The 24,608-nt window shown below is 49.3% G+C and carries 24 protein-coding genes; 13 read left to right on the forward strand and 11 right to left on the reverse strand.

Going from position 1 to position 24,608, the window contains the following annotated elements:
* Window positions 1–67 precede the first annotated feature (67 nt).
* The 6 genes from JHJ32_RS21190 (at window position 68) to JHJ32_RS21215 (ending at window position 9,349) form a co-directional block, all read left to right on the forward strand.
* Window positions 68–592: an RNA polymerase sigma-70 factor gene (locus tag JHJ32_RS21190; RefSeq protein ID WP_079715096.1), complete on the forward strand. Its 525-nt coding sequence runs from the start codon at window positions 68–70 to the stop codon at window positions 590–592.
* A gap of 61 nt (window positions 593–653) precedes the next feature.
* Complete coding sequence (locus JHJ32_RS21195; RefSeq protein ID WP_200122434.1) at window positions 654–1,697, forward strand: FecR family protein; 1,044 nt, start codon at window positions 654–656, stop codon at window positions 1,695–1,697.
* A gap of 115 nt (window positions 1,698–1,812) precedes the next feature.
* Window positions 1,813–4,767: a SusC/RagA family TonB-linked outer membrane protein gene (locus JHJ32_RS21200; RefSeq protein ID WP_200122442.1), complete on the forward strand. Its 2,955-nt coding sequence runs from the start codon at window positions 1,813–1,815 to the stop codon at window positions 4,765–4,767.
* Between the two features lie 23 nt (window positions 4,768–4,790).
* Complete coding sequence (locus JHJ32_RS21205) at window positions 4,791–6,386, forward strand: RagB/SusD family nutrient uptake outer membrane protein (RefSeq protein WP_079715099.1); 1,596 nt, start codon at window positions 4,791–4,793, stop codon at window positions 6,384–6,386.
* A gap of 90 nt (window positions 6,387–6,476) precedes the next feature.
* Window positions 6,477–7,646 carry a metallophosphoesterase gene (locus JHJ32_RS21210; RefSeq protein WP_200122444.1) on the forward strand — a complete coding sequence of 390 codons (1,170 nt, stop codon included), beginning with the start codon at window positions 6,477–6,479 and terminating at the stop codon, window positions 7,644–7,646.
* Window positions 7,647–7,765: 119 nt separating this feature from the next.
* Entirely contained in the window at window positions 7,766–9,349 is a 1,584-nt protein-coding gene (locus JHJ32_RS21215) for a calcineurin-like phosphoesterase family protein (RefSeq protein WP_079715102.1), read from the forward strand.
* A gap of 81 nt (window positions 9,350–9,430) precedes the next feature.
* On the opposite strand, the gene JHJ32_RS21220 is transcribed toward JHJ32_RS21215, so the two are convergent.
* Complete coding sequence (locus tag JHJ32_RS21220) at window positions 9,431–10,948, reverse strand: acyl-CoA dehydrogenase family protein (RefSeq protein WP_200122446.1); 1,518 nt, start codon at window positions 10,946–10,948, stop codon at window positions 9,431–9,433.
* Between the two features lie 207 nt (window positions 10,949–11,155).
* Between JHJ32_RS21220 and JHJ32_RS21225 the strand changes: the two genes are divergently transcribed.
* A complete protein-coding gene (locus JHJ32_RS21225; protein WP_079715105.1) occupies window positions 11,156–11,347 on the forward strand; it encodes a cold-shock protein in 192 nt (63 codons plus the stop codon).
* Between the two features lie 177 nt (window positions 11,348–11,524).
* Window positions 11,525–12,589 carry an acyl-CoA desaturase gene (locus tag JHJ32_RS21230; RefSeq protein ID WP_079715107.1) on the forward strand — a complete coding sequence of 355 codons (1,065 nt, stop codon included), beginning with the start codon at window positions 11,525–11,527 and terminating at the stop codon, window positions 12,587–12,589.
* On the opposite strand, the gene JHJ32_RS21235 is transcribed toward JHJ32_RS21230, so the two are convergent.
* Window positions 12,586–13,047 carry a cold-shock protein gene (locus JHJ32_RS21235; protein ID WP_200122448.1) on the reverse strand — a complete coding sequence of 154 codons (462 nt, stop codon included), beginning with the start codon at window positions 13,045–13,047 and terminating at the stop codon, window positions 12,586–12,588. The two genes, JHJ32_RS21230 and JHJ32_RS21235, sit on opposite strands and share 4 nt — an antisense overlap.
* Before the next feature lie 33 nt (window positions 13,048–13,080).
* Entirely contained in the window at window positions 13,081–14,325 is a 1,245-nt protein-coding gene (locus tag JHJ32_RS21240) for a DEAD/DEAH box helicase (RefSeq protein WP_233632789.1), read from the reverse strand.
* A 266-nt stretch (window positions 14,326–14,591) separates the two neighbouring features.
* Here JHJ32_RS21240 and JHJ32_RS21245 point away from each other — a divergent pair, with 266 nt between their 5' ends.
* The gene (locus JHJ32_RS21245; RefSeq protein WP_200122450.1) at window positions 14,592–15,032 is read left to right on the forward strand and encodes a PepSY-like domain-containing protein; all 441 of its coding nucleotides are present in this window, start codon (window positions 14,592–14,594) and stop codon (window positions 15,030–15,032) included.
* A 206-nt stretch (window positions 15,033–15,238) separates the two neighbouring features.
* Here the strand turns inward: JHJ32_RS21245 and JHJ32_RS21250 are convergent, their stop codons facing one another.
* Genes JHJ32_RS21250 through JHJ32_RS21260 form a run of 3 tightly spaced genes read right to left on the reverse strand, consistent with a single transcriptional unit; the run spans window position 15,239 to window position 17,730 of the window.
* Window positions 15,239–16,153, reverse strand: a complete 915-nt coding sequence (locus JHJ32_RS21250) for an AraC family transcriptional regulator (protein WP_200122452.1) — start codon at window positions 16,151–16,153, stop codon at window positions 15,239–15,241.
* An 18-nt stretch (window positions 16,154–16,171) separates the two neighbouring features.
* On the reverse strand, window positions 16,172–16,924 hold the full coding sequence (locus JHJ32_RS22945) for an Atu4866 domain-containing protein (protein ID WP_233632790.1): 753 nt from the start codon (window positions 16,922–16,924) through the stop codon (window positions 16,172–16,174).
* On the reverse strand, window positions 16,891–17,730 hold the full coding sequence (locus tag JHJ32_RS21260) for an oxidoreductase (RefSeq protein WP_200122459.1): 840 nt from the start codon (window positions 17,728–17,730) through the stop codon (window positions 16,891–16,893). Before JHJ32_RS21260 ends, JHJ32_RS22945 begins: the two co-directional genes overlap by 34 nt.
* A gap of 93 nt (window positions 17,731–17,823) precedes the next feature.
* Here JHJ32_RS21260 and JHJ32_RS21265 point away from each other — a divergent pair, with 93 nt between their 5' ends.
* A complete protein-coding gene (locus JHJ32_RS21265) occupies window positions 17,824–18,546 on the forward strand; it encodes a GTP-binding protein (RefSeq protein WP_370584558.1) in 723 nt (240 codons plus the stop codon).
* Window positions 18,547–18,663: 117 nt separating this feature from the next.
* Complete coding sequence (yidD, locus tag JHJ32_RS21270) at window positions 18,664–18,879, forward strand: membrane protein insertion efficiency factor YidD (RefSeq protein ID WP_079715113.1); 216 nt, start codon at window positions 18,664–18,666, stop codon at window positions 18,877–18,879.
* 117 nt (window positions 18,880–18,996) lie between these two features.
* On the opposite strand, the gene arsB is transcribed toward yidD, so the two are convergent.
* From arsB to JHJ32_RS21295, 5 genes are all read right to left on the reverse strand, one after another.
* On the reverse strand, window positions 18,997–20,037 hold the full coding sequence (gene arsB, locus JHJ32_RS21275) for an ACR3 family arsenite efflux transporter (RefSeq protein WP_200122461.1): 1,041 nt from the start codon (window positions 20,035–20,037) through the stop codon (window positions 18,997–18,999).
* Between the two features lie 2 nt (window positions 20,038–20,039).
* Window positions 20,040–20,651, reverse strand: coding sequence for a low molecular weight phosphatase family protein (locus tag JHJ32_RS21280; RefSeq protein WP_200122463.1), 612 nt, complete (start codon window positions 20,649–20,651; stop codon window positions 20,040–20,042).
* A gap of 18 nt (window positions 20,652–20,669) precedes the next feature.
* The gene (locus JHJ32_RS21285) at window positions 20,670–21,110 is read right to left on the reverse strand and encodes a DUF6428 family protein (protein ID WP_200122465.1); all 441 of its coding nucleotides are present in this window, start codon (window positions 21,108–21,110) and stop codon (window positions 20,670–20,672) included.
* Between the two features lie 73 nt (window positions 21,111–21,183).
* On the reverse strand, window positions 21,184–21,510 hold the full coding sequence (locus tag JHJ32_RS21290; protein ID WP_079715120.1) for a helix-turn-helix transcriptional regulator: 327 nt from the start codon (window positions 21,508–21,510) through the stop codon (window positions 21,184–21,186).
* Window positions 21,511–21,577: 67 nt separating this feature from the next.
* Window positions 21,578–22,570 (reverse strand): glycosyltransferase, encoded by a 993-nt coding sequence (locus JHJ32_RS21295; protein WP_200122468.1) that lies wholly within the window; start codon window positions 22,568–22,570, stop codon window positions 21,578–21,580.
* A gap of 171 nt (window positions 22,571–22,741) precedes the next feature.
* Here JHJ32_RS21295 and JHJ32_RS21300 point away from each other — a divergent pair, with 171 nt between their 5' ends.
* A complete protein-coding gene (locus tag JHJ32_RS21300) occupies window positions 22,742–23,362 on the forward strand; it encodes an RNA polymerase sigma factor (RefSeq protein ID WP_200122470.1) in 621 nt (206 codons plus the stop codon).
* Complete coding sequence (locus JHJ32_RS21305; RefSeq protein ID WP_200122472.1) at window positions 23,352–24,572, forward strand: hypothetical protein; 1,221 nt, start codon at window positions 23,352–23,354, stop codon at window positions 24,570–24,572. The genes JHJ32_RS21300 and JHJ32_RS21305 overlap by 11 nt, the downstream gene beginning before the upstream one ends.
* Window positions 24,573–24,608 lie beyond the last annotated feature (36 nt).

Raw genomic sequence — 24,608 nt, forward strand, 5'->3', positions numbered from 1 at the left:
CTATATAACAATTTCATAACATCAACTTCGCGTTAACCAAATAGCTGTTCTAAATTTTTGCAGTTGCATGGAAGCGACTTTGGCTATCGTTCAGGGAGACGAGCAGGTCTTCGAGAAGGTATTTCAACAATACCACGAGCGCCTTTATTACTATATCCAGAAACAGATTGGTTCGGATTTCGTGGCCGAGGAAGTGGTGCAACTGACTTTCATCCGCCTGTGGCAACGGCGAAGCAAACTGGATCCGGCCATTCCACTGGCATCCCAGTTGTTTCAGATCGCCAAGTCGGTACTTATTGATGAGCTCCGTAAGGAGCAGGCCCGGTTGAAATACGCCCAGGAATCAGCACATACTCCGTTTACCGATAGCCTTATCGACGCGATAGAAAATAAAGACTTGCTGCGTCACATCCAGCAAGCCATTGCCTCATTGCCGTATATGCAGCAAACAATTTTCAACCTCAGCCGCGAACAGGGACTCACCCATAAAGAGATTGCTGACTTGTTTTCCATATCCCCTAAGACTGTCGAAAACCACATTGCCAAGGCCTTGCGCCACCTCAAAGAATCGTTGTTGACCTTCTTGCTTTGACACCTGTGTTAACTAATTATTAACCGGTAGGGGATAAGGCCTCGACAGCCGTATTATCGGTATGAACGGTGAAGAACAACAGGATAACCTGAGCAGGCATCCGGCCGATAAGCGGAAAAAACTGCTGCGTACACTGCTGGACGAAAAGCAGCCGCTTGGCGACCATTTGCTGGGAGAAGATGATTGGGAATCATTTCAGCAAGTGGACCGCTTGCCCGAAGCGACACGCGTACGGATAGCCAATGCGGTAAAACAGGGGATATCCCAACAGCGCGGTAAAGTTTTTCAGTTTTATCTTCCGGGCTGGTATGCCGTCGCGAGTATGCTGCTGGTCGTGGGCGGCCTCTCACTTTTCTGGAAAATACAGGCACATCGATGGGCAATACGCGAACAACAACGCTTGGCGGCCATGGAATTGCCGGTAATCCCCGCTTGGAAAACCGTATCCAATGATACGGCCACCGTGATGCATGTTGTGTTGGCCGATCGATCCAAGGTGTCGTTGCACAAAGGAGCCAATATACGCTTCAAGGAACCGTTTGATGCAGATCGGCGCGATATCCAGCTACGGGGGAAAGCCCGGTTTGATGTAGCCCGTGATACCGCGCGGCCTTTCACGGTTTTGGTGGGCGGCTTTGCTACGACGGCATTGGGTACATCGTTTACCGTGGATGCTTCGGCAGTGGATGGCCGGGTGCAAGTGTGGCTGCACAGCGGAAAGGTGAAGCTTTGGCACACCGATGAGCATCATGAGGAACAGTATTTGTCGACACCGGGTGCCCGTGGTGCCTTCGACCTGCGACACGGCATCTCGAAGCCTGCGGTGAGCAGACCAAAGAACAATAATACGCGTCCGTCGATCACGCGCAATGGGACGGTGCTGGCTATTCATAACATGGCACTGGACAATGTGATAACGCGTCTTGCCAAGGAGTACGATGCCCATATTGATTTCGATCGGCAGGCCTTGGGCAAAGTGTCTTACACAGGTACGGTAGATATACAACAGGAACGGTTGGAGCAGGTGTTGCAAATCATATGTGCACTCAACCACCTTAAACTCGAACGGACAGACGAACAGCATTATCGCATAATTATTCAATAAGCTATCCGGTAGCAAGGATGACAAACGCCTCAGTTGGGGCGTACGGGGAAGAGTATGGTCAATTTTATCATTATAAACAACGATTCGTATGCAAAAACAAAAACAAAAATGCAGGATGAGACAATTTTTTATGCTGCTTATCCTGTCAATGGCAAGCCATTGGGGCATTGCACAGCAAGCAGCGATGGTCAATGGCATTGTGCAGGACGCTACGGGCGAACCGATCGCTGGAGCAACGGTAAGGGTGGTCAATGAGGCAGCAAACATCGATCGCCAGACATCAACGGATAAACAGGGGCTGTTTCAATTCGAACAACTCCCAGAGGGCGGTCCGTATGCTTTTGTCGTCTCCTCGTTGGGGTATGAGACGCAACGGCTCGAAGGCTATCGTGTCGTCCGGGGCGAACGTATCTCCTTGGCTATAAAACTACAGGAGGGTACCACCGAGTTGGACCAGATTGTCGTGGTCGGCTATGGCAATACCAAGCGAGAAAACCTGGTCGGCGCCGTACAATCCGTGAATGAGGACGATTTCAACACCGGGGTGTTCAGCTCGCCTGGACAACTTTTGCAGGGTAAGGTTGCCGGATTAAATATCACCAAGAGTGGCGACCCGAACAATCGTGGAGCGATTATCCTGCGCGGGCCGTCTACCTTGCGCGATGGTGCCCAGGAGCCGTTTTACGTGATTGACGGTGTGCCGGGGGCTTCCATTGATCTGGTTGCTCCGGATGACATTGTCAGTATCGATGTGTTGAAGGATGCATCCTCTACCGCAATTTACGGCGCGCGTGCGGCAAACGGGGTGATCATGATTACGACCAGAAAGGCTGCGATGGGGCAAACCCGCCTGTCTTATAGTGCGTATACCGCTGCTGAGCAGGTGTCGAATGCCATCGAAATGTTGAGCGGGCCGCAGTTGCGCCAATACCTCGAAGCGAACGGAAGGTCGCTGGCTGCCAGCGATGACGATGGCAGTGATACCGATTGGCAGAAGGAGGTGAGCCGTACGGGCGTTTCGCACAACCATAACCTGTCGTTCATGGGCACTGCTGCCAAGACGGCTTACGGTGCGAGCATCAACTACCTCAGTAACGAAGGCATTATCCGGGGTACATCCCTGGAGCGGTTCAACCTCCGTACGAATATCCAGCACCGGCAGTTTGACGACCGCCTGAAGCTAAATTTTTCACTGGTAAACAGCATCACCAACACCGAGGATGTGCATGATCTGGTCTACTCCAATATGCTCAAATACCTGCCCACGGTGGCGGTGAAAAAGCCCGATGGTACCTACTCGGAAGACTGGTCGCGTACGCGTAACTACCTGAACCCCGTATCGCTTATTGACAACAATAGCTTTGATGGCAAGGTGAAGACCCTGCTGGCCAGCGGGCAAGCTGAAGTGGATATCTTTGATGGATTGAAATACACACTGAATATCTCGGCGCAGGACGAGCAGGTAAGTAACAACATTTATTACAACAGCCTGTCCGGATTGTATCAGAATGCCAACGGAAGGGCAGTACGCAATACGGTAAACAACACCAAGCGGATACTGGAGACGTACCTGAATTATGACCGCTTGTTTGGTGCACACGAGGTGAAGCTCTTGGCCGGATATTCGTGGCAGGAAGATAAGTTCGGCGACGGCTTCCAGACGTCCAATCAAGGGTTTGTGAGCGATGACCTCGGGTACAACAATCCCGGGCTGGGTGATCCACCGGCGGGCGTTCCGGTAGATTATGGCAATATGCGGATACAAACGCAGCGAATTATCTCATTTTATGGGCGGGCAAACTATTCCCTTCATAATAAATACCTCTTGCAGGCGTCTATCCGCAGAGACGGATCTTCCGCTTTCGGCACAAACAATCGCTGGGGCTACTTCCCGGCGGTGTCAGCGGGATGGTTGCTGCACAATGAAGGGTTTATGGGGGATGCAACGGCGGTAGACCTGTTGAAACTGCGGGCCGGCTACGGTGTATCGGGCAACTCACAGGGATTTGATGCATTCACCGCCACGCTGCTGTACGGCTCGGCACAGCGATTTTATTATGACGGTAGTTTCATCAATGCCATTGGGCCATTCCAGAATGCCAACCCCGACCTGAAGTGGGAACGGACCGGCATGTTGAATATTGGCGTGGATTTCGGCTTGTTTAACGGCTTGGTGTCCGGTTCAATAGACTGGTATGACAAGCGGACATCTGATTTGATATGGACGTACCCGGTATCCACCACGCAATATTTCGTCAACCAATTGACCGCCAATGCCGGGGAAGTGAAAAATACCGGTGTGGAAGTGCTGCTCAACGCAGCGCCATTGCGCAATAGCAATTTCACGTGGAGGACTTCCCTGAATTTTTCCCACAATACGAACGAGCTGATATCGCTATCGAATGACAACTTCGAACTGCCGTTAATCTACACCGCTTACCTCGGCGGCAAAGGCCAGTCGGGCAACTCGTCGCAGATTGTACAGGAAGGCTATCCCATCGGCACGTTTTATACCTGGCGATATGCGGGCAAAAATGAAGAAGGCGTAACATTGATCTACGACCGGGAAGGCAATCCGACCACGGCACCGACATCAGACGATTTCGCTTTTGCAGGCAATGCGCAGCCGAAATTTATCTACGGATGGAACAACACCTTCCGGTATAAAAATTTCGACTTCAACTTTTTCCTGCGGGGCGTGTCGGGCAATAAAATCATGAACGCTACGCTGGCCGATCTGAATAGCCCCGGTGAAGCGACGTTTTCGAACATACCGGTCTTTACCTTAGACGAAGCGGCCAATGACAACAATGCCTACCTGCTGTCTGATCGGTATATCGAAAGCGGCTCATACCTCCGGCTGGACAATGCGACATTGGGGTATACGTTTAAGCTGAAAAACGCGTCCACGTTGCGGCTCTATACATCCGGTAACAACCTGTTTGTTATCACCGATTACCGGGGTATCGATCCGGAAATCAACATGGGCGGGCTTACCCCCGGTATTGACAACGGAAATTACTACCCCAAAACGCGCTCGTTCATTTTTGGCTTGAATGTGATTTTTTAATAGATAACTAAGGAGATAATACGATGAAGAAATCGATGAAAATATGCGCTGCACTGCTCTTGATGGGCGCAGCTTCCTGCACCGATTTGGATGTGCCTATCGAATCGGAATACACACCCGGCAATTTCCCCACCACGCCCGAATCGTTTGTGGCAGCCACCGGCCCCATATATACGCAGCTTCGCTCGCGGTACGCCGTGGATTACTGGCGATTGCAGGAACATTCGACCGATGCAGCCATCATCCCCGCGAGAGGGGGCAACTACGACGATGGCGGTCGCTTCCGGACATTGCACTACCATACATGGAATCCGGACCACATCATTGTGAAGGATGTCTGGGAGTGGGGGTTCGGCGGTATCAATACCTGCAACCGGATACTCAACTTGTTTGAGTCGGCCCCTGAATCCGAAACCAAGGCGATGACCGTGGCTGAAGTACGGACGATGAAAGCTCTCTTCTACTTTTTTATGATGGACCTCTTCGGCAACATTCCCATCATCCGGGCGTTTGGCGAAACCGATGCACCGGCAACCGCGCCACGTGTGGAGGTGTTTGCTTACATCGAGGAAGAATTGAAGGCGGCCTTGCCCGACCTGTCAACCACGGTGGGGCAATTGACCTATGGGCGTCCCACCAAGTTTGCGGCTTATGCATTGCTACAAAAACTGTATCTGAATGCGGAGTATTACACCGGTACGCCACGTTACGTCGAATCGGTAGAAATGGGTGATCACATCCTTGCTGAAGGGCGGTATAGTCTTGATGCCGATTACATGAGCATCTTTGCCCCTGACAATGGGGCGCAAATCCAGGAAACAATCCTTGCGGTGCCTTACGACGCCAACGTAGCGGAAGGAAATCACTTCAATCGCTACGGCCTGCACACAGCCATTCAGGAAAAATATGAGCTGCCTTTCAGGCCAAGCATTGCGCTAAGCACCATTGCCGACTATTATGCGCTGTTTAATCTGGAGGGCGATGTGCGCAACGATACGTGGTTGGCTGGTAAGCAATACAACTGGGACGGCACGCCAATCACCATCAGCACCACAAAGAAGGGGCTCGATGAGACCTATGAAGGTGCCGATGGCACGGCACCTATCGAATGGCATCTCGAATTTACGCCCGAAATGCCGTTGCGGTTTCCGGCAACCATGGATATCGGAAATGATGTGCTGGGACAAGCGCGGGGTGTACGTTCCATCAAATACTATCCCGATAAGAATGCGAATCCGAGCACGCGCTATCAAAACAACGACATGCCGGTATTCCGGTTGGCAGACGTATACCTGATGAAAGCAGAAGCTATCCTCCGCGGGGCGGCTGCCACAGCTGTCAATGGCGAATTGCAAACGCCTGCGCTACTGGTCAATAAAATCCGTGAACGGGCGCACGCGCCGCTGGTGGAAAGTGTATCTCTTGGCGAACTGCTGGATGAACGCGCACGGGAACTGGCGTGGGAGGGCTGGCGCCGGAATGACTTGATTCGCTTCGGTAGATTTGAAGATAGCTGGGGATATAAAACGGACAGCAATCCTAATATGCGCCTGTACCCGGTACCCACGAGCGAACGCACGCTCAATCCGAACCTGGATCAGAATACCGGGTATCAATAACCGCGCGCAAAGACATAGATGTTTAGTCGTTCGTTAACACGGGTTTAATATACCCGTGTTAACTTTGTAATATCATGTTAACTTTGTGATATGGCAAATGTACGACGGACAGGACCTGTTTTTTTGCGGCATGTGCCGGATGACTCCCATCTATTCAGGCCGTTGCCCCATCCGACGGGCGTATACCCTTATCGGTTAAACATACGTGACGTACTGCGTAGTAGAGACGAACGGTTGGCGGAAGGCATGAGTTTTCACATGATTGGCGACACGGGTAGCGTGCGGCACTCGGCGTTTCAATCGTTAATTGCTTCGGCAATGACACAACAGGCTCATAACGATGGGCCAGCCTGCGAGCGGCCGGCATTTTTGTTTCACTTGGGGGATATCGTGTACAATCATGGCGAGGCCCGCGAGTATGCGAAGCAGTTTTTCGTACCTTATGAAGACTATCCTGGGCCGATATTTGCCATTGCGGGCAATCATGATGGCGATGTCAATCCGGGCAGCGACCTCCTTTACCAGAGCTTGGACGCGTTTATGGATGTGTTTTGCGATACCTATCCACGCAAGGTCATATTTGGGAATGGCAGTAAGCGGCTAAGCATGGTACAGCCCAATGTGTATTGGGCTTTGGAAACGCCGCTCGCTCATTTCATCGGGCTCTATGCCAATGTCATGAAGCACGGTGCTATTACCGCCGAGCAACAGGATTGGTTTGTGGAAGAACTTCGTTATTCAAATAGCCTGCGCCCGGATAAGGCTGTCATCGTCTGTCTGCATCATGCTCCTTATTCTGCGGATACCAACCACGGGTCCAGCCCGGCGATGATTGCGTTTCTTGAACATGCATTCAAGTTGGCCGGCGTGAGGCCTGATATCGTTTTCAGTGGGCATGTGCACAACTATCAGCGGTTTACCAAGTCTTATGAAGACGGCAGCGTACTGCCTTATATCGTGGCTGGCGCTGGTGGTTATGCCGATTTGCATCCGATTGCCCCTTTGGGTGATGTACGCGTGGAAGACGGCCATCCAGCCATCCATCAGGTGAGGCTGGAAAATTACTGTGATGACCGCTACGGTTTTCTCAAAATCAGTGTCAAAAAGCTGGAAGAGGGCCTACAGTTGGTGGGCGAATACTATACGCTTGCCCAGGAAGCCATCTCCCTGGAAAAGCCGGAAGCTACATTGTTCGAACGGTTTGTGGTGCCTTTTCATTCGGCTGTCACCGCGGGGGCGAGCCGGGCATCTGTAAATTAGACACGCGAACAGATCGCTGCGTAGCTATGGGGTGTAACTTAACAATAAGGTAGCATAAGATTAATGTTTAATTGGCGATTAGGCCGTTTCTTTGTCTGCCAGAAACTAAAAGTGATTCCATGTTGAAAAAACTAATTCTAACTTTTCTTTCGCTGTTTTGCGGTATCCTGTTATACGGCCAATCGGTCGTAACGGGGTATGTCTATGACGATGCAAACGGTAATGGCCGGCGCGATCGCCGCGAGCAAGGTATTTCGGGCGTTTCGGTAAGTAATGGCGTGCAGGTGACGAAAACCGATGAAAGCGGGCGTTATGAGCTGCCCGTAGGGGCTGATAACATCATTTTTGTAATTAAACCGTCGGGATACGCCGTGCCCGTAGATGAAAACAACCTTCCTCAATTTTATTATATCCATAAACCGAATGGTTCGCCGGCATTGAAATACGGTGGCGTAGCGGCTACCGGAGCACTGCCGAAAGCTGTTGATTTCCCGTTGACGAAGCGGGAGGAGCCTAACGATTTTACCGCTTTGATTTTCGGTGATCCACAACCTTATACGGATGAGGATATGGAAAACTTCAATAGGGGTGTGGTAGCCGAAGTGAAGGCTATACCAAATGTTGCCTTTGGGCTGAGCTTGGGCGATCTGGTTGGCGACAACTTGTCGATGCACGAAGCGTACCGGAACACCGTGGCGCAGATTGGCGTTCCCTGGTATAACCTGATGGGCAATCATGACATGGATTACGATGCTCCTGCCGATTCGTTGGCCGATGAGACTTATGAAGCGAGTTTCGGCCCGGCCAACTACGCGTTTAATTATGGCAACGCGCATTTCATTGTACTCGACGACATCCTGTATCCAGACCCGCGCGATGGCAGTGGCTACTGGGGCGGCTTTCGCAAAGACCAACTGGATTTTGTGGAAAACAACTTAAAGCATGTAAGTACGGATAAACTGATTGTGCTGGCCTTCCATATTCCACTGTTGCACAACAATGAAGATGCATTCCGTGATGCGGATCGCCAACGGCTGTTCGATTTATTGAAAGACTACCCCTATACGTTGTCCATGTCGGCCCATACGCATTTGCAGCGCCAGAATTTTTATGGCCGCGAGGCAGGCTGGCGCCAAGACAAGCCACACCACGAATATAATGCAGGTACGACCTCGGGTGATTGGTATTCCGGCGAGCTCGATGAACGTGGCGTGCCGGTATCGACCATGCGCGACGGTACACCCAAGGGGTATGCTTTTCTTCGCATCAGTGGCAATCAATATGTCATTGATTATAAGGTTGCAAACGAGCCGAACGAGTTCCAGATTAAGCTCTTCCATCCGAAAGTGGTTGCACAGGGGCGTAGCACCTCGTCGGGCATATTTGCCAACTTCTTCATGGGACACGAAGGCAACAAGGTGGAGTACCGTGTCGGCAACGGCGATTGGAAGCCCATGAACTACGTCGAAGCACCGGACCCCGATTTTGTACGGTTGCTATACCGTTGGGATACGACGGAGGAGTTGATGCCCGGGCGCCGGCCGTCCAATGCGGTGAATAGCACCCACCTTTGGCGGGCGAATATCCCGACCAATTTGCCTGTAGGTGAACATCGTATTGAAGTGCGCGCCACAGATATGTTTGGAAGGACGTTTACACAACAAAGTACCTATCGGCTCGCTGAACCGCCGATAGCGCAATAACCGATTTAGTTAATAATCAACTTAGTGCCGCCCGTATACCTTGATGAGGTGACGGGTGGTTTTTTTTGGGAGATCATAGGCTTAAACAAATGCCTTCCAGTCGCTAGCCGAAGTATAGTCATTGATTACTTGCGCCCGGCTATCGAGGTAAAAATTGGATACCAAATGGGCAATGTCCATGCTTAGGTTTTCCAGGCATCCCTCCACCAAATCGCTGCGGAACCCTTTATCCGCTAGGGATAGCACATAACCCGCAGCTGTTGTGCGACTGATAATTTTGCCCAGATCGACCAGCTTACGCTGCGTCAGTACTTCCCCCGGCGAGAAATCAAGCGATTTCTTGAAATGGGGCGCAGCTTGTTTGGTGAGCTCGCCAGCAGACAGGTATTGGAACAGATTGTCTACTTTCGCTTTTTTCATTTTCTTGAGCAGGATATCAGCGATCTGTGTATACAGCATTTCGTTGGATCCTTCAAAAATCTGAAAGGGCCTGCTGTCTACGATGCCGCGGCCGGCAATGTGGCTGATTTTATAGCCATTGGCTCCCGACACCTGTAAGCATAATTGGGCAGCCTCCTGCATCAGGTCGGTTACCAGCGCTTTCATGGTATTGGCTTCCATACCCTCGGATGACAGATTATATTGTATACCACTGATTGCACTGCTCCGGGCGCACATGGCCGAGCAGATGGTATATGCAGATTGAATACGCGAGAGCTGAAATTGTACGGAGTCCAGTGCCAATAGGTTACCGCTGCCCACCATGCGCTGGCTGCAATGGCTTACCGCCTCATCCAGCATCCGCTTGATAAAGCCCATCCCCATGCCGGGAAATTGCATCCGGCTACGGTGCAGGATGTCAAGCATCATTTTTAAGCCGGTGCTTTCGGGTTGTAGCCGCTGGTTGGCCGGTACTTCAATGTCTATGTTATTCAGTCCATAGGGAATCATATACAGCCCGAGGTTGTTAAACAGCTTTTCTACGTTGATGTGTTGGGCAGGCTGGTTGTTGTCGCTGATGAAGAAATCGATATCGCGCGCCAACTCGCCGTTTGCCAATTGTTTGCGGGCAGTAACCAGCCAAAAATCGGCTTGTCCGGTAAGGCCCTGCCAATGTTTGGTGCCTTTGATATGATAACCCGATTCATGCGGCGTATAGGCCGTGCGCATATTGAGCGCATCGCTTCCATAATCGGGTTCGGTGATCATCAACCCGCCCATGCGCTGGTGTTTTAAAAACGCATCGAAAATAGGTGCTTTCACGTCAGCTGCGGCATACTTTGCGACAGGCTCCAAAAACAGGGCAATGTTGATGCCGAAGGTAAGTGATAATGGCAGCGACTCATACGAGGCCGATGCCAATAAAGCAAGGCATTCCTTCACAATAGCACCCCGCCCTCCGTAGGCTTCTGGTATGGCTACAGCAAGGGGGACCTCATCCATGATGCGCTTCCAGACGGCCGGAGGCAATCCGCGCTGTAAGCTAAGCTGATTGATGTCAGCCTCTTTATAAAATGCTTCATGCAGGGCTTTTTCAAACCGGGCAATGAAGTTGGGTAGGTTTTCGCCGTTATCCGGGTGTGCTTTCGAAGATACCAATGTATTAATTTAATTAGCTGGTCTGCATGCAAAACTAATGAATTTTGCTTGTCTTTTGGTATGTTTCTTTAGTTGTTTGCAGGAACGAGGTATTTCCGCGGAAAATGTGCGTTTGGAAAAATAATGATAAAAAATGGCTGATTTTCAATATTTTATTTTTATCTTTATCGCAATTAATAGTTTTATTCATTTTTTATTCAAAATGCCATGCAAGAAGGCGTAGTAAAATTTTTCAATGAAACCAAGGGTTTCGGTTTCATCACCCCCAATGACGGTGGACGTGAGATTTTTGTTCACTCATCAGGGTTGAAAGACCGTATCCGCGAGAATGACGATGTTTCATTTGAAGTCGCACAAGGCCAGAAAGGCCTAAATGCAGTAAATGTCAAATTGATCTAATCCATTTTTCAGATATTGTATAAAGCCATCCGGTAATTTACGCCGGATGGTTTTTATTTGTATCGGGTTGGGCAGATGCCCGTGCCCTTTGTTAAAAATCGTTAAACCTTCTTCCACGATGCCATTACCCAAGATCAAACCTGTATCTTCGGTAATTATTTATTATATCACATTCACATGTCTAAAATCAGTTTCAACAGCACAAACAAACCGTTTGCCAGCACGCTTCGCACGCGGGTGCACGATTATTTCAAGACTCACGGCCTATCCAGTACGGGAAACCGAAAACTATATATCAAAAGTATTTTGTTGGTGTCAATAGCCGTGGCGCTGTATTTGGCGCTACTTTTTCTCACCATGCCGATTTGGGTTTCTTGTGTGCTTTGTGTCCTCCTGGGGGTGACCTTTGCAACAGTCGGTTTCAATATCATGCATGAAGGCGGGCACCAGAGCTTTTCGAAGAAAGCCTGGCTCAATAATGTTTCTGCCTATACATTAAACATGCTCGGCGGCACAATCTATTTTTGGAAACAAAAGCACAATATCAGCCACCATACCTATACCAACGTGGATGGCCTTGATCACGACATCGACATCAAGTTTATGCGTATGCATGCGGATCAGCCCAGAAGATGGTTCCATCGCTTTCAGTTTGCCTATTGGTTTGTACTCTATGGGATATCGTATATCGCTTGGGTATTGTTTCAGGACTTTGAAAAGTATTTTTCCGGCAAAATGGGCATTAAAGCTGATAGGAAATCGATGCCGCTTCGCGAACACCTCATCTTCTGGGGTACAAAGCTGTGTTATGCCGGGGTATACCTTGTGATACCGATCTTCATGGTCGGCTGGTCAGCCTTACTGGGCTGGTTGATCGTTGGCGTTTCCTGTGGGTTTTGCCTGGCCGTGGTATTCCAACTGGCCCACGTCGTGGAGTCTACCCAATTTCCGGTGGCCGACGGGGATTCGGGAAAAATCGAACAGGAATGGATGGTTCACCAACTGAGTACAACAGCCAATTTTGCAACAGGCAGCCGGATAGTATCCTGGCTACTTGGCGGGCTGAATTTCCAGGTGGAGCATCACCTCTTCCCACGCATTAGCCACGTGCATTACCCAGCTATTAACAAGCTGGTAAAAGCGACATGTGAAGAATTCGGTGTTGTCTATTTGGAACACCGGACGATGGGACACGCGTTTGCCTCCCATCTCCGGCATATCTATCGTCTGGGCAGGAGCTAGATCTTTCGGACCGATTCGGCCTGTAGGCCGCGCGGACCTTTTGTTGCAGTATATTCCACTTTATCTCCGGTGGCTAAGGTGACGCCTGGCTCAGCCAGGCTTTTCACATGCACGAAAATACGTTCTTGTGACTGTTGGTTTGTGATAAACCCATATCCCTTTGCCGCGTCAAAATACGTGATGATCCCGGTGGGCAGCGCATCCGGATCGACCGGAGCTTCCTTTGGCGTGTCGATGACGATATCTTCCACGGCTATTTTCTTGACCTTTTTGGGGTCCGGTGGTGTGGAAGAAATGTTGCCGTTTTCATCCACATACGCAATCATGTCATCAAGGCTCTTGCCTTTGCTTGAGGGGTCATGCCGTTTTTCGTCCCTGCGCAGTTCTTTCTCTTTTCTTTTTTGAAGTTTCTTTTTTGCTCGTTCTTTTTTGTTGAATGTTTCTTGGGATTTTGCCATTTATGCTAATTAATAATTAAAGAAGTTGGTGTTTTACGCTGCGGAGACAGCTGGTTTGTTTTTTCGCTTTTTCTTCCGTTTTTTCGGGGCGCTGGTGGCCGAGGCCACTTGCCGTTGGGGCTTTGGCTGTATGTAAGACAGCATGCCGTCGGCAGGGAAAGGGTGATCATCTTTCCTGTCGATTTCTTTATTGATAAGCCGTTGGATCTGCCAAAGGTATTCCCGCTCATCTACATCGCAAAAAGACCACGCCCTGCCGCTGGCTCCGGCTCTGCCGGTCCGGCCGATGCGGTGTACGTAGGTCTCCGGCTCATTCGGCAGGTCGTAGTTGATCACCAAGTGCAGGTTGTCTACATCGATGCCACGGGCGGCAATGTCCGTGGCTACCAACACCTTGATGGCGCCCGTCTTGAAGCGGCTCAGCGCTTTTTGCCGCGCCTGCTGAGATTTATTGCCATGGATAGCTTCAGCCGTGATTCCCGTTTGGTTTAACTTCCTGGCAATTTTGTCCGCGCCGTGCTTTGTCCGTGAAAATACGAGGATATAGCCTGTTTTCTCCTGCTTGATAAGGTGTGCCAACAGCCCGATTTTGTCTGCTTTTGCCACCGGGAAAACCAGTTGGTCGATTTTCTCTGCCGTAGAAGATACCGGGTTGACGGTGATCCGCTCCGGGTTGGTAAGGATAGATTGGGCGAAATCCTCGATGTTTTTCGGCATGGTGGCCGAAAACAACAACGTTTGCCGGGTGGTAGGAATCAGTCCAATAATTTTCTTGATGTCTTTGATAAAGCCCATATCGAGCATCCGGTCGGCCTCGTCAAGTACCAGGTAAGCAATAGACGATAAGGAGACAGCACGTTGGTTCAATAGATCCAGTAATCGCCCTGGCGTGGCGACAAGGATTTCTGGATGTTTCCGGAGCATGCTGATCTGGTTATTGATTGATACGCCGCCGAATATAACAGCATGCTTAACCGGGGTCAGCGCTGCATATCCGTCGATATTCTCACCGATTTGTATTGCCAGCTCCCGGGTGGGCGCCAGAATCAGTACCTGTGGGCCCGCCGCCCTGTGCATGCGGTGATCCAGCAATAATTGGATGAGCGGCAGCGCAAACGAAGCGGTTTTGCCCGTTCCGGTCTGCGCACATGCCAGGACATCGCGTTTTCGCATGATGATGGGGATGGCCTGCGCCTGTATGGGCGTGGGTGTATGGTATCCCGCTTTTTCCAAAGCCGTTAATATCGGTTCAGAAAGATTGAAAGATGAAAATTGCAAATTATTCTTTTTAAAAGTGTTGAATGCATAACAACACCAGCTTCCCGTTGAATACGGTTAATTGAACGGAAGTCACAAAGATACGAACAAATTTCGATATTTTTTAATTGGTTTACCGTCTTTAATTGGCCCAGCCTATCCCTATATGGGATAGCTGTGGCGGACACATTACCGTAGTAATACGTAGAATGCGAGCTCCGTAGCGGCACGGTCGTATGTACAAAACATTCGCTGTAGCTTTGTCATCAGTAAAACACCGTATAAAAATGATGAAGTTGATGATAAGGGGCCTGCTGATCATAGCAGCCCTAACCACGAACAATGCAGAGGCACAGGAAAATATCCCTGCTCAGGTAAAAACCATAGCAGAAGGCAAGGCTACCGGCAACAAAATTAACAAATGGATTGCTGATAAGCAGCGGGGCAAATATATCGCTGTCCTCTCCGACGGTTCCGTCATGGAAATAAGCATGGCGGGTGAATGGCTGAGCACTTCAAAACCAGTGCCGGAAAGTAAGTTGCCCGCCAAGGTAGCAGCTGCGGTGAGCCGGTATGTCGGAGCAGGTTACGAAGTGGACAACTATCTATTTGTGCAAGATGCCGTGGAAGGCGTGTTTTACACGATTGATATAACGTCCGATGACGATGATGCCACTGTATTTCTGAATGCCGAGGGAAAGGTGCTCAAAAAAGACGTCAGAGATTGACCGATGTCCCGCCTGTTAGCCACGTATTAGTCAGGTATTAGCCACGTATAAACCACCTTTAGACGGTGTCATGCAAGTGTGTGCTACCCGTGTTTTACCTGGCTGATACTTGCCTGGTGTGTGCCGGATACCGGAATTGAAATCGGGAAAGGATACCATGGCAAGGCACCACGTGTAGGAGGCCGCCCGGTTAATCGTTTTTTTTATCAGTTGAACGACTGCCTGAACGCCAAAGGCGTTAAGTTGGTTTTGCTTTTGAACAGTTTACTAAACGACTGCGGGTGTTCAAACCCCAACTCGTAAGCAATCTCACTTATGGACAAATTTGTCGTACTCAATTGTTCTTTGGCATATTCAATCAATTTGTGCTGAATATGCTGTTGCGTGCTTTGCTGGGTATGTATCCGTAAAAGGCTGCCTAAATAATTGGGCGAAATATTGAGCTGTTCGGCAATAGCCGTCACGGTTGGCGTGCCGTTTTCAAGCAATTGACCGCTTTTGAAATAGTTGGAAAGCACGTTTTCAAATCGTTCCAATAATTCATGGTTGGATTTCCTGCGCGTAATAAACTGGCGTTCATAGAAGCGCTCCGAATAAATGAGCAACAATTCTATCTGGGCAATAATAAGGTCCTGGCTGAATTTATCCAGGTTGGATTGATATTCCTGCTCGATTCGCTGCAGTATATCTACGATAACCCGCTCCTCTTTGTCAGAAAGGAACAGCGCTTCGTTTACGGCGTACTGGAAGAAATCGTACGATTTTATCTTTTTGGCTAATGGTGTATTCCATAAAAAATCGGGATGGACCAGCAGCAGCCAGCCCGTTGGTTCCGCTTTGGCTTCCTGGTTGATTTCCAGTTTCAAGAACTGGAGCGGGGAGACAAACGTGAGCACGCCCGAGTCGAAATCGTATTGCTGCTGTCCGTAGTTGAATTTGGCATTGACATTCCGCTTTAAGCCAATGGCATAGAAGTGCTGAATCCATTTCAGCTCATGTTCTTCAACAGGATAGGAGACCATGCTGTAGTCTATCAAGCTGATCAACGGATGCTCAGGCTTGGGCAAATTGCAGAAAGCATGAAATTCAGCGATTGAGTTAAAGCGGAATGCCTTTTCCATAAGTGCTAATTTACCTGATTACTTTTCTTTATACAAGATCATTCCGGCATGATACAGCACGCCGTCTTTAAACTCACCGTCTGCGGAAAATCCCGTATCGTCTTTGTAATCAATATGATTTCCTGTTACCTTGTAACTACCCTGATAGGCACTTTTGCGATTGCCCCGTGCTTCGTCGTATCGGTTGTTGGGCAATAGCTCGTGGCGGATATAGCCGTCCTTAGTTACCCACATTCCGATGTACTCTTTAGTTTCCGCTATGGTTTGGTTCATCGTTTTTTCTTTATTATTCATCAAATCTGTTAATTCGTACGTGTCCAGAAACGCAATGCAGTTCGTTATCTTGTTGTCTGTCAACTGCATTTTCCAAATATAGGTGTTTTCATAAATTTCATCCGTTTTTGTGGTCGCTCTTGCGCTGAAGTGAAGCCACACAAAAAAACTGTCGGCCGTAAGGCTAATCAATTCGGGCTTCAGTGGTGTTTTGAGTCTGCCGATGATTGGATTAACGGCACGTTCCAAAAAATCGGTTTTCCCGTGATAAGTACCCGAAACGGGTGATTTGCCGCTGACTGTCCAAACCACATCATCGGCCAACAGTCCGAAAAAGTCGGCTTCGCCTTTTTTCCATTTTTCAAACCGGACGGCTACTATTTCCGCTGCCGCTTTGGTTTCCGGATGTTCCATTTGTTGCGCTTTTGACGAACAGCCTGTATTTCCCCATAAGACAATCCCGATTAAAATGCGGTGGATAACGTGTAGCTTTTCCATTGTTCTACGTCTTTGGTGATGATGTCAATCTTGTTTTTCAGGATGTCGTACGCATCGTTACCCAATAACAAGTGAACAGGCGGTTTGTCTTCATTGCTGATGGCCATCAGTACATCTGCCGCTTTCTCGGGGTCGTTTGGCTGGTTGCCGTTGATGCTGCCCAGGTGTGCCTGTTCGGATTGCCGGGCAGCTTCATAGTCCGGAATGGTTTGTTTGGGCGTTCTTACCGAGCCTTTGGCCAGAAAATCGGTCCGGAAATACCCGGGATAGACGACAGTGACGTTTATGCCAAGCGCTTCAGCTTCCGCGGCCAATGCTTCCGTAAAGCCCGCCATGGCAAATTTTGTGGCGCAATAAATCCCCCAGCCCGCAAAACCTCCGAATAAGCCGCCTGCCGATGCGATGTTAAAGATATGACCCGATTTCTGACTCCTGAGATAAGGCATTGCATTCCGGATAACATTCAGCGCACCGAAAACATTGATATCAAAATTTTCCCTGGCTTCTTCGTCCGTCAGCTCTTCTAACGTGCCTATTTGTCCGTAGCCCGCATTGTTGACCACGACATCAATTTTGCCGAAGTGTGCGATGCTTTTTTCAATAGCACGTTGTACATCGTTGTTGTCGGTTAAGTTTACCTCCAGTGGAAGAAACACGTCTGACCCTTCCCCGATTTCGTCCTTTAAAGGCTGTGCATTCCGTGTCGTTGCCGCTACACGGTAGCCGTCCTGCAATAATTTTTTGACCAGGGCAAGTCCCAACCCTTTCGAAGCCCCGGTAACGAACCATACTTTTTTTGTATCCATCTTTTTTAACATTTTATGATTAAACAATGGTACAAAGTTGGCCATGAAAAGAATGCTCCACCTAACCGAATCAATGAATAACGTAGTTGGATCGTGAATGTGCTGCCACCGCAGTATTTATTAGTACCTGTAACTGTATTAAGCGGGTTCCTCGGAGCGGGGAAGACGACATTATTGAACCATGTATTGCACAACAAGGAAAACCTCAAGGTGGCGGTTATCGTCAATGATATGAGCGAAGTGAATATCGACGCGCAGTTGGTCGAACGGGAGCATACGCTTTCGCGCACGGATGAGAAGCTGGCGGAAATGAGCAACGGCTGCATTTGCTGTACCCTGCGGGAAGACCTCATGGTGGAGGTTGAACGGCTGGCAAAGGAAAACCGGTTCGACTACCTGCTGATCGAAAATACGGGAATTTCCGAACCAATCCCCGTAGCGCAGACATTCAGCTACGTGGATCCCAGCGGAATGATACGGGCGAAAGGACTGTTCTGGATCGCTTCGCGACCCAATATGGCCATCGGTTTCAGCCAGGCCGGCGGCAGCCTCCGCATCGAAAGTGCCGGATCGTGGTGGTGCAGTATACCCGAAGTCGAGCGGTATCGCTATGCAGACTATATCGAACATCGTCAATCCATTGAGGACCGTTGGCACCCGCAATGGGCCGACCGGAAGACGGAGCTGGTCTTTATCGGGCAGAACCTCGACAAAGACAGGCACCTGCGCGATCTGGAAAAGTGCTTGCTTACCGAAGAGGAGGCTGATGACTGGCAATACACACATTGGAAGGATGAGTTTCCACAAACTATATAAAGAGAGCGAACCAATACGGAGGTTTACGGAATTTCGAACCACACGGTTACATGCGGCGGGGTGTCGGGGTACTGAACCGGTTAACTTATTCGCCACTGCTCCGCCGTTTTTGCAGGTATGTGCTCTCCTGTCCCGCAGTACATGGCGGAGACCATTACGGAATGGGGAGTGTGGAAAGGAGTGTCTCCCAGGTTGAAACGGCTTGCCCGCGGCCATCCCTGGGGAACATCCCAATATGACGCGGTACCGAGAAAGCCGGCGGCACGGGAAGTTCTTGAAGAAATTGATAGCTTGGCTCCCCGTTCGCGGAAAGACGTGGGCAGTTTCCTGTAGTCGTTCTACGCCTATACCGAACATCATGGCGAGCTGCAGCTGACAAAAGACGGCCAGGTGGTGTTTGAGCACAAGCGATAACGACTAGGTCTTTAATCAAACCACCTCGTTTGAATGTCACGTTGAATGGGGTGGCTTACTTTTCTTTAATCTGAGGCTTGCCTTCACCAAAAGCATTAAAACGGGTACCTCGACCAATGGACCGATTACGCCGACAAATGCCTGCGGTGAATGGATGCCAAAAACTGCGATTGCGACGGCTATCGCCAACTCAAAGTTATTGCCAGTGGCGGTGAAAGATACCGCGGCATTTTTGTCATATGGTATGTTCAGCGATTTATTGATAAAGAAACTGATGAAAAACATCAGGACAAAATAAATAATCAACGGTAGCGCCACCCGTAGTACATCCAATGGCAACGCTAAAATCTGGTCGCCTTTCAAACTGAACATCAGTATGATGGTGAAAAGCAGGGCATACAGCATGATCGGCGATATTACAGGAATGAACTTCCTATTGTACCAATCCTTTCCCTTCGCTTTCACCAACCCGTAACGAGTCAGGAATCCGGCTAAAAATGGTATTCCCAGGTAAATCATGACGCTTTCGGCAACATCCCGCATGGGGATTGATATATTGAAATTGCCCAGCCCCAGTTTCTGCGGAAGTACATTGATGAAAAGCCAAGCATAGAAGCTGTATGATATTACCTGGAAGATGCTGTTTAATGCAACCAGCAACGCAGCGTATTCCCGGTTGCCTTTTGCCAAATCATTCCAAACAATAACCATGGCGATACATCTTGCCAAACCGATTAAAATGAGTCCAACCATGTAATCCGGATCGTTTCTCAGGAAAACGACGGCCAATACAAACATCAAGACAGGGCCGATTACCCAGTTCAGAACCAGCGAAATGGACATCACCCGTTTGTCTTGGAGGGCTTTGGGCAGCAGTGAATAATCTACTTTGGCCAATGGTGGATACATCATCAAAATCAACCCGGTAGCAAGCGGTATGTTGGTGGCACCAACAGCAAGCGAGTGGGTAATATTGGCAAGGCCGGGGAATAAATAGCCCACCAGCACGCCTATGAGCATGGCAAGAAAAATCCAAAATGTCAGGTAGCGGTCAAGGAATCGTAGTTTCGGCTGCATGGTTATTTTTCAATCATGGAAAAGATATAGAACATCTCGGCGGCTATCTGCAAACTCCTTTGCGCATAAACCTGTGCTTGCTCCATCGTGTCGTCCGCAACTTTCGGGTCTTCAAAAGTAATGGCAATTCGTTGCCCGGCGCCGGCAATAAATGGACAACCACTATCAGCCTGTGAACAGGTCATGACGGCTGCAAACGCTGAAGTGGGGTTGAACGAATCATCATAGCGTTTTGAAAAACCGATGACGGGTAATGTGTTTTCGCTGTATTTTATGCCGTAAACGGGGTTGTCGGTTGAGGCAATCACCGAAATACGAAAACCAGCTTCAACGAGTGTTTCAACTATTTTAGGAAACAAAGCCGTAGCTTCCGTGCCACCCGAGTAGCAGTATACCTCCGGGATATTAAAGTAGTGCGCTGCAGTTTGTGCCCACACCTGCGCCAAATGACTTCTGCGCGAATTGTGTGTACAGATGAAATTGATGTCTGCATTTTTTCGTGCGCTTACCTTTTGCTGAATGAAATTAATGAGCGGTTGTAAAATAGCTTTGCGCTCCGGGCTAATGGTTTGCTGTTGGAGTTTTTCAATGGTTTGAGACAATTGCGGATACATACCTGACTGGATTTGAGTTTAACAGTTCGTGTTGTCGGTTGTGCAGCAGGATCTTTGTGCCGCTGGCGGTATTCCGCATGCGTGCTGTGCCAGGCAGGCGGTCGCTTTGTTTTTCAGTACGAAATTTGTTCCGTCAAAATCCAGACCATACTTGCCAATGGTATTGCTTTGGTATTCTACTTCGATTTCCCTATCATCGATACCCAATTTATCTTCTGAAAGCTTGATAATGTTGAGCAATTTTATGGGTTTTAAGCGATGGTCATGATCATCGGCGTCCCATAATTGGAAGCTCACGACGTTTTCATTCCTGATTGTCCCGCCACAATCAATGAAATGTTTGGAAACCATCCCGATTTCGGTAACGTGAAAATGTTCGGGAACAAATGTCCCGTCTTCCAGCTGGAAATTAACGTTAGCTAATGTTGGCAACAAAGATTTTATTTCTGATAATTTCATGTATAAATAGTTTGTTTTTAAAAGCCATAATGTCTATCGTAATATTGCGATGGGTGTTTCCAAAAAAAATGCATTAACAGCATTTTTGGTTGGTCACCGTAGTAATGATGTTGGAGAAATAATCGTTCAGGATATCAAACGTTTTATCATCGATGCAATAGCAGATAGCATTGCCCTCGATATTTCCTTTAATCAATCCTGCATTCTTAAGTTCTTTCAGGTGCTGCGAAATGGTTGGTTGAGCCAATGGCAACTCGTTTACGATATCGCCGCAGATACAGCGGTTTACCTTCAGTAGATATTCAATGATAGCAATCCTTGCAGGGTGTCCAAGGGCCTTACAAATCGTCGCAATCCGATTTTGCTGCGCGGTAAAGTGTTCTGTTTTTGTGGCACCCATGGTAGTATTTTTATATCGCAATATTACGATATACTTAGGAGATTTCCAAATTTTTTTCTTGAGCTTTTTAGTTGTAAAAAGATCGTTGGAACATGGAAAATTCTTGTTGTCCAAAGATGATCCGCGCCATAAAGGCATGCATGAATCCGAGTCCATATCCGATCAACTGCGTATAACTTGTCACAACCGCCAGTGGGCCGATGAAAAGATTTCGATTCCTGGCCCCTGCATCTGCAGCGATGAAGGCCGCATGCACACCCAACAGCAGCAAAAAGTAAGGAGATAACAATACGGCCAAAACCAAAATCAGCGCTACGCCGACGGTGAATGCCGCGGGTGCGAAATGCACAGCACGCAAGGAATAGGGATGCCGTTTATAAAGGTTTATTCGTGCGACGCCTGAATTGTATACTTGCTTGAAAAATCGCCGGAGCGTCGTACGCCTCCGATGGTAAACATAGGCTTCCTTGATCAACCTTGTCGTGAAGCCCATGCCGATAATCCGGATGCTCATATCGATATCTTCACCGAAACGCATTGCCGCAAATCCTCCTGTTTTCTCGAACACGATGCGGGAAAAGCCCATGTTGAAACTCCGGGGATGAAACTTTTCAAATCGCTCGTTTCCGCCCCGGATACCTCCTGTGGTAAAGAACGAAGTCATGGAGTAGTTGATGGCCCGTTGCATCGGCGAGAAATCTTCTCTTGCCCTATCCGGGCCGCCGAAAGCGTCTGAATAGTCCTGCGAGAGTGATTGCCGAACCGTCTGTACATAATGCGGCGGCAGGACGCAGTCGGAATCGAGGAAAATAAGGTAATCGCCCGAGGAAAATGCGCTTCCGGCATTGCGTGCCCGTCCGGGACCGGAATTTTCCCGATAGCGATATCTGATATGCAGCCTTGTGCTGAAGGCATCCACTTCGGATTCGCATCTGTCGGTCGAACCATCCTCGACAACCAGCACTTCGAAATCAGGATCGGTTTGGTTGGTGAGGCTTTCGAGTAAATCCCTTACTTCCTGCGGACGGTTAAAAACGGGGATGATGATGGATAACTGCATGCGCGGCAATTTGAATCGGGTTAAAAAAGGGAGAAATGTTCTTCTATTGAATCAAGACGTAGCCTTTGATGGCAATGCTAAACGATTCTTGCCGTTTAACGGAAAAAGTAAAAAAAAGAGGAAAAAGCAATATTTTTATTAGCGTTTCGCAGCAGATTTCCGTCTATATCTATGGGTACATATGAATTTGGATTTAAACAGACAGGACAGCTACTTTACGTGGACGGAAAGGAAGACGGGCTTTTAGCCGACATCTTGAGTGGACGGCTAAACCTTACCGCCCAGCTGGAGGAGCAGGTTTATCGCCGATATTGGGGCAAGCTGATGGGCGTGGCCAGAAGGTATGTGGTGGATACGGAGACGGCCAGGGAAGTCGTGAACGATAGCTTTGTAAAGGCCTTCGGCAGGCTTGCTGACTTCAGGGGGCAGGGGCCGGATAAACCGGCGGTATTCAGTGCCTGGCTGATCCGTATCACCGTCAATACTGCCATTGATCGTTTGCGAGGACAGCGGACAATGCCTGAACCGATAGCCGTTGACCGACTGGAAAACCATCCCGCAGTGGAAATGGATGACAGGCTGCAACTGGATGATATCCTCCGTCTTCTGGAAGGACTGCCGGATATCCAACGCATCGTTTTCAACCTTTATGAATTGGAAGGATATAAGCACAACGAAATAGCGGAGTTGTTGCAGATCCCAGCCAGTTCGAGCCGCGTTTACCTGACCAAGGCAAAACAGGAATTGCGGTCATTATATATCAAATATTTCGGGGGGAGGTATGATGGATAAGCGAGATAAGAAAGAATTGATAGCTGGCATCCGGGATTTCCTTCGGGATTTTGAGCAGCCATATGACCACCGGGAATGGGCGCAGTTCCAACGCTACAGAAAGAAGCAACGGAAATCCATACCACGTTTTGTCAAGCTTGCCGGCATTGCAGCTTCGTTGTTCCTCATGGTTTATGCCTCGGTAAAGTACCTTCCATTGTTGGATGGAATTGATAACAGGAAAACGCCGGTGCAGAAGCAGGCTCCTGACCCCATGGAAGACGCAGGCCAATATAAGCGCGATTCGGTAATCGTGGATTCGATACCGCCCGCTGTCGACGCTGCTGGGCAGAATAAGGAGCAAATCGATGCACCGCCTACGCGGATGCCGCAGACAAGCCGTGCAGTAAGCGATATGCAGCTGGGGGATCCGGTGTTTGCCGGACCAACGGATGCAGGGGCGTCAACGCCTGGCTCACTGGATGGCCTGCCATCCATCAACAAAGGTGAAATTGAAACCGTGCCGATGTCGAAGCATGTAGCACCTGGCTGGAAACCGCAGACCGGAACTTCCCATCGGGTTGAAGACATCAAATTGCCGGCCCTGCGATTATCGACCAAAAATCGGTTGAATCTCGGGGATATCAAATTCGGGGCAAACCTCAATTCTGCCTTGACGGACAAAGGGTTGGTATTGGGAGGTGGGCTATCCGCGCAAATCGCATTCACCAATCGGATGTCTGCCGAAATCGGGCTAAGCTATTCCTCCATGACAGCAGGAAAGCGCTGGGCGGCGGACATGTCGGATACCACCGGCTCCCAGGTCGTGGAAAGCCGGAACACGATAGGGATGGTATCCCTCCCAGTCTCCCTGAACTATGCGTTCACCGAGCGTTTCTCTGTATCGTTGGGCCTTGCGCCTTTCAGCGCGGTAAGGGATAGACGAACCGATGTGTTCCAGTCCAATCGATGGGTGCACGGTGATATGCTTTCGGGCGATACGACAAGGCGCATCATCAGCGAAAGGACCGAATCGAATCGGCCGGACTCGATTTACCGGGGAAATAATTACTGGGGATTCATCCAGCTATCCGGTTATGTAACGCCACCATTCCTGCAGCGGTACAATACCGTGATAGCTCCATATGTCGGGATTCCCGTTGGGCGGTTGCGGAATGACCGGTATCGCTGGCTGCACGGCGGGGTATCGCTTCGGTTTTATGTGCAGTGAGCGGGGCAAATATGGCGAGCCACAATTCCGCACCGA

It is taken from the genome of Parapedobacter sp. ISTM3, assembly GCF_016533505.1.
GTDB classification, from domain to species: domain Bacteria; phylum Bacteroidota; class Bacteroidia; order Sphingobacteriales; family Sphingobacteriaceae; genus Parapedobacter; species Parapedobacter luteus.